Source organism: Pseudomonas sp. BCRC 81390, assembly GCF_030341915.1.
Taxonomy (GTDB): Bacteria; Pseudomonadota; Gammaproteobacteria; order Pseudomonadales; family Pseudomonadaceae; genus Aquipseudomonas.
This window is the reverse complement of record NZ_JATAAG010000013.1, coordinates 210,750-217,867: the sequence shown is the minus strand read 5'-3', so window position 1 is coordinate 217,867 and position 7,118 is coordinate 210,750. Positions and strand designations below refer to the sequence as shown.

Annotated in this window: 8 protein-coding genes; 4 read left to right on the top strand and 4 right to left on the bottom strand. The window is 64.7% G+C overall.

Going from position 1 to position 7,118, the window contains the following annotated elements:
* The first annotated feature begins 188 nt into the window (after nucleotides 1–188).
* Together QSV36_RS07635 and QSV36_RS07630 are read left to right on the top strand one after the other, a co-directional pair.
* Complete coding sequence (locus QSV36_RS07635; RefSeq protein ID WP_289131046.1) at nucleotides 189–353, top strand: hypothetical protein; 165 nt, start codon at nucleotides 189–191, stop codon at nucleotides 351–353.
* Nucleotides 354–469: 116 nt separating this feature from the next.
* Nucleotides 470–1,351: a DMT family transporter gene (locus QSV36_RS07630; protein ID WP_289131045.1), complete on the top strand. Its 882-nt coding sequence runs from the start codon at nucleotides 470–472 to the stop codon at nucleotides 1,349–1,351.
* A 3-nt stretch (nucleotides 1,352–1,354) separates the two neighbouring features.
* Here QSV36_RS07630 and QSV36_RS07625 read toward each other — a convergent pair whose 3' ends face one another.
* Both QSV36_RS07625 and QSV36_RS07620 read right to left on the bottom strand, forming a co-directional pair.
* The gene (locus QSV36_RS07625) at nucleotides 1,355–1,822 is read right to left on the bottom strand and encodes a DUF4265 domain-containing protein (protein WP_289131044.1); all 468 of its coding nucleotides are present in this window, start codon (nucleotides 1,820–1,822) and stop codon (nucleotides 1,355–1,357) included.
* A 13-nt stretch (nucleotides 1,823–1,835) separates the two neighbouring features.
* Nucleotides 1,836–2,711, bottom strand: coding sequence for a DMT family transporter (locus QSV36_RS07620; protein WP_289131043.1), 876 nt, complete (start codon nucleotides 2,709–2,711; stop codon nucleotides 1,836–1,838).
* Between the two features lie 246 nt (nucleotides 2,712–2,957).
* Here QSV36_RS07620 and aceK point away from each other — a divergent pair, with 246 nt between their 5' ends.
* A complete protein-coding gene (gene aceK / locus QSV36_RS07615) occupies nucleotides 2,958–4,673 on the top strand; it encodes a bifunctional isocitrate dehydrogenase kinase/phosphatase (RefSeq protein WP_289131042.1) in 1,716 nt (571 codons plus the stop codon).
* A 129-nt stretch (nucleotides 4,674–4,802) separates the two neighbouring features.
* Here aceK and QSV36_RS07610 read toward each other — a convergent pair whose 3' ends face one another.
* Nucleotides 4,803–5,663 carry a DUF6279 family lipoprotein gene (locus QSV36_RS07610; RefSeq protein ID WP_289131041.1) on the bottom strand — a complete coding sequence of 287 codons (861 nt, stop codon included), beginning with the start codon at nucleotides 5,661–5,663 and terminating at the stop codon, nucleotides 4,803–4,805.
* Nucleotides 5,664–5,794: 131 nt separating this feature from the next.
* Between QSV36_RS07610 and QSV36_RS07605 the strand changes: the two genes are divergently transcribed.
* Entirely contained in the window at nucleotides 5,795–6,631 is an 837-nt protein-coding gene (locus QSV36_RS07605) for a CvfB family protein (protein ID WP_186676179.1), read from the top strand.
* On the opposite strand, the gene QSV36_RS07600 is transcribed toward QSV36_RS07605, so the two are convergent.
* Nucleotides 6,632–7,012 carry a hypothetical protein gene (locus QSV36_RS07600; protein WP_186676182.1) on the bottom strand — a complete coding sequence of 127 codons (381 nt, stop codon included), beginning with the start codon at nucleotides 7,010–7,012 and terminating at the stop codon, nucleotides 6,632–6,634.
* Nucleotides 7,013–7,118 lie beyond the last annotated feature (106 nt).

Here is a 7,118-nt window from a genome sequence, read left to right as displayed (position 1 = left end):
TTGCGTCGCGATGGGGCGCGAAGCGGCCCCCTTTCTCTGCATTCACGCCAATATTGCCGGGGCCGCTTCGCGCCCCATCGCGACGCAAGGTCGCTCCCACAACGGAATCGTGGGCGGCGGGGGGAGTTGCCAGCCAGAAAACACCGGGCTATAGTCCAGCCCATTGTCCTCTTCCCGAAGACCTGCTCATGCCAGCCAGCCCTTCCACCACTTGCTTTGCCATCGCGCCAGTCGCGGGCATGGTCGTGCGTGGCAGCCAGCAGCCGGTCATGATCAGTCACTATCCACCACCACCTGTCAGTGGCGTCGTGGGCGGCGTAGCTCCGCCTCGCTGCGTGGTCGTGCTGGGCTGATCGGCTGCTGGCCGCTGCCCTTCGCACACGCAACCTACTGAACACGGTCGGCGACTTCCCTCGCTGAAGCGCACGTCGTCCGTCTGGCTTATCTGCCTTATATCAGGTGGCAATTCATGTCTGTCTTTAGCAAAACCTCGGTGGCCTCGGCGGCCACTACCTGCCTGTTCGTCCTGCTGTGGAGCAGCGGGGCGATCGTTTCCAAGCTGGGCCTGACGCAGGCCAGCCCGTTCGCCTTCCTGCTGCTGCGCTCGGCGCTGGCCTTGGCCGGCGTGCTGCTGGTCGGGCCACTGCTGGGGCTGCGCTGGCCGCGCAGTCGCGTGGCCGTGCTGCGGGCCCTGGGCACCGGCTGTGTACTGCTCGGCGCCTACCAGATCTTCTACCTGCTGGCGCTCGACACCCAGGTCACCCCTGGCATCATGGCCACGGTGATGGGGGTACAGCCGATCCTGACCGTGGTGCTGATGGAGCGCCAGCGCTCGTGGAGCCGTCTGTTCGGCCTGGGCTTGGGGCTGGCTGGCTTGATCATGGTGGTCTACCAGGGCATCAACCTGGGCGGGGTATCGCTGGCCGGGATGCTGTTCGCCCTGTTGGCGCTGGCCAGCATGACCTTTGGCTCGATCCTGCAGAAGCGCATCACCGACAACCCGATGGGCACCCTGCCGCTGCAGTACCTGGCTGGCTTTGCCATGTGCGCACTGTTCGCGCCGCTGCAGCCACTGCATGTGCAGTGGAGCGGCGGCTTCGTCGGTGCGCTGCTGTGGATGGGCCTGGTGGTCTCGCTGCTGGCGACCTTGTTGCTGTACCGGCTGATCGCCAAGGGCAACCTGGTCAATGTCACCAGCCTGTTCTACCTGGTGCCGGCGGTGACCGCGGTGATGGACTTGCTGATCTTCGGCAACCGCCTGGCACCGCTCGGCCTGCTGGGCATGGGGCTGATCGTGGTGGGCCTGCTGTTCGTGTTTCGCAAGCCCGCCGCGCGCCTGGCCGAGGCCTAGGTCCTAGCGGTCCTGGCGGAACTCTTCGGGGATGGCGTGGCGCAGCACGCCTTCCTCGAAGTCCAGCAGGCCGGCGTCGCGCTGGGTGAGCAGGTAGTAGAGCAGGGTATCGAGCGAACGCTGCGGCGGAACCTCGAGCGCCAGCATCTTCACCGCCTGCTCGGTCTCGCAGTTGCAGCCGAAGTCTTGCAACGCCGCGCGTACCTGGTCCAAGGTTTCCGGGGGCCTGACGATGACCCGGAACACCGAACTGCCGCCGCTGCGGCGCAGTTCGGCAAACCAGGTTTCGCCGGCTTGTTCACGGGTGGCGATCACGTCGCCCGGGGCAATGCCGTAGACATGGAAGGGGATGTTGTCGACGGCATAGCCACCGTCCACGGCCTTGGCCCACAGCCCCTCGACCGAAGCCGGCGGATAGCCGTTGGCGTCCTGTTCCAGGCGGAACAGGACCTTCTTGTATGCACTGTTCACGGTCTACTCCGCTTCACCTGCGCGCAGGGCGCAGCACCAGCCACAACGCCGCGCCGATCAGCAGGCCGCCGTACAGGTGCGCCATCGACAGCGGTTCGTCCAGCAGCCAGGCCCCCCACAATACCCCGAACACCGGAATCAGGAAGGTCACGGTGCTGGCCTTGACCGGGCCGATTTCTTCCAGCAGGCGGAAGTACAGGATGTAGGCGAACGCCGTACACAGCAAGCCCAGGCCCAGCAGCGACAGCCACACCTGCCAGCCGCCCCAGCTGGCAGGTGGCTGGCTCAGTGCGCTCCAGGCGAACAGCGGGCTGAGCATCAGGGTGGCGCCAAGCATGCTGCCCAGGGCCGACAGGCGGCTGTCCAGGCCGCTGACCCAGCGGCGGGCGAGGAAGCCGGCAAAGCCATAGCAGGTGGTGGCCGCCAGGCAGGCCAGGGCGCCCTGCAGCAGGGCCAGGTCAAGGGCTACCGGGCCGGCGCCGCTGAGGATGCCGACGCCGAACAGGCCGAGGAAGATGCCGCACAGCTTGGCCAGGGTCATCGGCTCGCGGAAGAACAGCACGCCGACCAGCACGCCCATCAGCGGCGTGGTGGCGTTGAAGATGGCCGAATAGCCGGCCGGTAACACCTGGGCAGCGACGGAATAGAAGGTGGCCGGAATGCCAGAGTTGATCATGCCCAGCACCAGGCAGGCGCCGAGCTTGCCCTGGAAGTCCCAGCGCACCCGGGCGGCGGCAAGCAGCGCGACCAGGCCCAGGCAGGCGATGGACACGCGGAAGAACGCGGTCGGTACCGTGCCAAGCTCCGGGGCGATGATGCGCATGAACAGGAAACTCGCCCCCCAGACGGCGGCAAGGGTCAGCAGGCGGGCTAGGGCGATGGGGCTCACGACGGTCTCCGGGGGCAGGGCAGGGCGCGAGTGTACGCCACGGGGCGGGGGGATTCTTGTGCTTTCTTGCGGTGTAAACCTGTGCTGGCTCTTCGCGGGCATGCCCGCTCCCACAGGTTCTCTGCAATGCTCGGCCCTGTGGTAATCCTGTGGGAGCGGGCGAGCCCGCGAAGAGGCCAGCACAGGCTCCGCAAAAACCAAGAGGCGACTAAGCTCTGTAACTCAACACCGCACCGAGGTCTTCGCATGCCCCAGCCCTGGCCCGCTGTCGAAATCGCCCGGATGATCCTTGCCGGCTTCGACGACTACCGCGACCACTTCCAGCGCATCACTCTCGGTGCCCGCAAGCGCTTCGAACAGGCGCGCTGGCAGGAAATCCAGCGTGCTGCTGCCGCGCGCATCAACCTCTACGAGGAGAAGGTCGCCGAAGTCAACGGCTGGCTCAGAGAAGGGTTTGCCGAGGACGTGCTGCTGGACGTGGCGCAATGGCCGCTGGTGAAGGACGCCTACATCCACCTGATCGACCCGCGCCTGGACGACGAATTGGCCGAGACCTGGTACAACTCGCTGTTCTGCAGCCTGTTCAGCCACGACCTGATCAGCGACGGCTGCATGTTCATCCACACCACCCGGCCGTCGATGCGCGGTCGCGAACGTGCTGCGCAAACCCGCACCTATCGGCCTGACGATGGTTTGAAAGGCTTGCTGCGGGCGGTATTTGCCGATTACCCGTTCGATGTGCCGTATGGCGACCTGGAGGGCGACCTGGCGCGCCTGGAGGAGCAGTTGCGCGACTGCCTGCCGGACTGGGTATGCAAGGACCCGGCCCTGGCCCTGGAGCTGTTCGTGCCGGTGCTGTACCGCAACAAGGGGGCATACCTGGTCGGCCGGCTATACAACAGCGACGAGCAGTGGCCGCTGGTGATTCCGCTGCTGCACCGAGAAGGGCACGGCATCGAGGCCGATGCGCTGATCACCGACGAGGCCGAGGTGTCGATCATCTTTTCCTTCACCCGCTCGTATTTCATGGTCGATGTGCCGGTGCCGGCGGAGTTCGTCAACTTCCTCAAGCGCATTCTGCCGGGCAAGCACATTGCCGAGCTGTACACCTCGATCGGGTTCTACAAGCACGGCAAGTCGGAGTTCTACCGCGCGCTGATCAACCACCTGGCCAGCAGCGACGACCGTTTCGTCATGGCCCCGGGGGTACGTGGCATGGTCATGAGCGTGTTCACCCTGCCGGGCTTCAACACCGTGTTCAAGATCATCAAGGACCGTTTTTCGCCATCGAAGACGGTCGACCGCGCCACGGTGATCGACAAGTACCGGCTGGTGAAGAGTGTCGATCGGGTGGGGCGTATGGCCGATACCCAGGAGTTCGCCGATTTTCGCTTCCCGCGCAGCAAGTTCGAGCCGGAGTGCCTGGCCGAGCTGCTGGAAGTGGCGCCCTCGACCGTGGCACTGGAAGGCGACACGGTGCTGATTCGCCACTGCTGGACCGAGCGGCGCATGACGCCACTGAACCTGTACCTGGAGCATGCCAGCGAGGCCCAGGTACTGGAGGCGCTGGAGGATTACGGGCTGGCCATCAAGCAACTGGCAGCGGCGAATATCTTCCCTGGCGACATGCTGCTGAAGAATTTCGGCGTAACCCGGCATGGCCGGGTGGTGTTCTACGACTATGACGAAATCAGCTTTCTGACCGAGGTGAACTTCCGCCACATTCCGCCGCCGCGCTATCCGGAAGACGAGATGTCCGGCGAGCCGTGGTACTCGATCGGGCCGCATGATGTGTTTCCCGAAGAGTTTCCGCCGTTCCTGTTTGCCGATATCGGCCAACGTCGGTTGTTCAGCCGCTTGCATGGGGAGCTGTACGACGCGGATTACTGGAAGGGGCTGCAGGCGGCGATTCGCGACGGCAAGGTGATTGATGTGTTTCCGTATCGGCGCAAGGGGCGGTGACTGTGCTTCATCAGGCCCGGCCTCTTCGCGGGTAAACCCGCTCCCACAGGTACGGCACAGGATTCGAAACCAGTGAGGTCCCTGTGGGAGTGGGTTTACCCGCGAAGAGGCCGGGCCTGCTTTTCACCGTCACCCCTTCAAGCACTTCAATTCACTGAAATTCGTGCGCACCTGGCCCAGCCGCTCCTGCAGGAACCGCCGCTGCTGCGGGGTGCTCTGTTGCACCAGGTCCACCAGCAGGCTACGCGCCTGGCGCTCGGTATTCTGGAATGCTGCGCGATACTCCGGCGTCCACAGGCTCTCCTTGCGTTGCAGCAAGGTCGCCAGGCGCGCTTCGAAGCTGGCGTCGTTACGCTGGTTCATGGCCAGCAGCAGTTGCTGCTGCCAGTGGGCGCGGTTGGCGATCCATGCGCGGTTCTGGTCGCCCAGCGCCTCGGACCAGGCCCGCACGCGTTGCTTTTGCACCGGGGTCAGCTCGCCAAACCAGGGCGTGAGGCGTTTTTCCATGCGTTCGGCACGGCGCGCAATCTGTTTCGACAGCGGCGTATCGACATACTGTTTCTGCCGTTCGGCGATGTCGTCGCGGAAGGCCTCGCGCATTTCCGCTACCTGCGCATCACTCATGCCGCGCAACAGTTCAGTGGCCGACGGGGTGATTTCCTCGGCCACCCGGCCAATCGCCTCGCGCGCTTCGCGGGTGCGTTGCTGCAGGGCCTGGTCGGTTACCTGGTCTTCAGCCACCATGTCACGTATCCGGTCCAGCCAGTCGAGGTAGCCAGGTAACTGGGTCTGGCAATGCCAGGCCAGGTGCTCGCGCAGGCGGTCGTCGAGCATGGCCTTCTGCTCGCGGTTCATGTCCAGGTAGTCGCCCAGCGACCATGGCACCAGGCGGTCGAGGTTGCGGTAGGCCAGGTCGATGCGGCTGCAGGCGGCCAAGGCCAAGGCGAAGCCGATGGCGATGAGCAGGGCTTTGGACAGGCGTAGCGGCATGGGCTGCTCCTTGCTGAGGCTTGCCAGACGGTAGACGCAAGGGGGCGGCTGGCGGTTCCACTGCATCAGCGGTCGGGCGGTGCGCTGGCTTCAGGTGTAGAATAGCCGCCTTGTCTTGAGGATCATCGGAAATGGCTCTGCTTGGGCGTTACAACAGTTTGCAAATCGTGAAACACGTGGACTTCGGCCTGTACCTGGATGGCGGTGCCGACGGCGAGATCCTGCTGCCCGCGCGCTACATCCCGAAAAACGCCGAAACCGAAGTCGATGACTGGCTGAACGTGTTCCTCTACCTGGACAGCGAAGACCAGCTGATCGCCACCACCGAAAAGCCCAAGGTGCAGGTCGGCGAATTTGCCAGCCTCAAGGTCAAGGACATCAACGGCGCCGGCATCTTCCTCGACTGGGGCCTGTCCAAGGACCTGCTGATGCCGTACTCGGAAGAGGCGCGGCCGTTGAAGATCGGCGATTACTGCGTGGTGCACGTGTACCTCGACAAGCGCACCCGCCGCATTACCGCCACTTCGCGCCTGGATCGCTACCTCGACCGCACCCCGGCGGACTACCAGGTCGGCCAGCCGGTCGAGCTGCTGGTGGCCGGCGAAACGCCGATGGGCTTCAAGGCCATCATCAACAACCGCCACTGGGGCCTGATCCACAAGAACGAGGTGTTCAAGTTCCTGCGTTCCGGCATGCACGAAAAGGGCTTCATCAAGGAAGTGCGCCACGACGGCAAGATCGCCCTCAGCCTGCAACCGGTGGGTGCGGCCCTGGCCGACAGCCTGCAGGAGCAGATCATGGCCCGCCTGGAGGCCGAAGGCGGGGTGCTGGGGGTGTGCGACAAGAGCGACCCGGCGCTGATCAGCAAGCTGTTCAACGTCAGCAAGGGCAACTTCAAGAAGGCCATTGGCGGCCTGTTCAAGCAGGGCCGTATCGTCATCCATGACGATCGGATCGAGAAGGCCTGATCAGGCCTGCACGAAGGTACGGAAGTCCAGCTGCTCGCCACCCGGGCGGGTGTCGCGCAGCAGCGAATCGCGGTCGGCGCTGAGCGCCAGGCTGATGGTCGAGCGGCGCTTGCCGGGGTTGCGCACTTCCATCTGCTCCTGGTGGGCGCGCAGGAAGTTGGTCGGCACCTTCAGGTGCTGCAGCTCGTCGCTTTCGGGAGTGTGCAGCAGCAGGTTGACCCAGTCGGGCTGGCCCTTGCGCAGCAGCGCCACCGGCACCTCGAACCACCACAGGTTGCGCTTGCGGTCGAGAATGGCGAACAGGGTATTGGCGCTGGTCAGCACCGGCCGGGCCAGCGCCTGGTTGCGCCTGGCGATGGCGGCGGGTTTATCGAGTTTCATGCAGGTTCCTGCGGGTTGACGCTATGAAGGCCTGCATTGTGAGGGGTGGCACCGGGCGCGGCAAGGTTTGCCGTCTGCCACCCTGCGATGATGCCGTTTGGCTCAT

What these genes read in the sequence shown, in the direction of transcription:
- QSV36_RS07635 (WP_289131046.1), top strand. Translation starts at nt 189, where the DNA reads ATGCCAGCCAGCCCTTCCACCACTTGCTTTGCCATCGCGCCAGTCGCG.
- QSV36_RS07630 (WP_289131045.1), top strand. Translation starts at nt 470, where the DNA reads ATGTCTGTCTTTAGCAAAACCTCGGTGGCCTCGGCGGCCACTACCTGC.
- aceK (WP_289131042.1), top strand. Translation starts at nt 2,958, where the DNA reads ATGCCCCAGCCCTGGCCCGCTGTCGAAATCGCCCGGATGATCCTTGCC.
- QSV36_RS07610 (WP_289131041.1), bottom strand. Translation starts at nt 5,663, where the DNA reads ATGCCGCTACGCCTGTCCAAAGCCCTGCTCATCGCCATCGGCTTCGCC.
- QSV36_RS07605 (WP_186676179.1), top strand. Translation starts at nt 5,795, where the DNA reads ATGGCTCTGCTTGGGCGTTACAACAGTTTGCAAATCGTGAAACACGTG.
- QSV36_RS07600 (WP_186676182.1), bottom strand. Translation starts at nt 7,012, where the DNA reads ATGAAACTCGATAAACCCGCCGCCATCGCCAGGCGCAACCAGGCGCTG.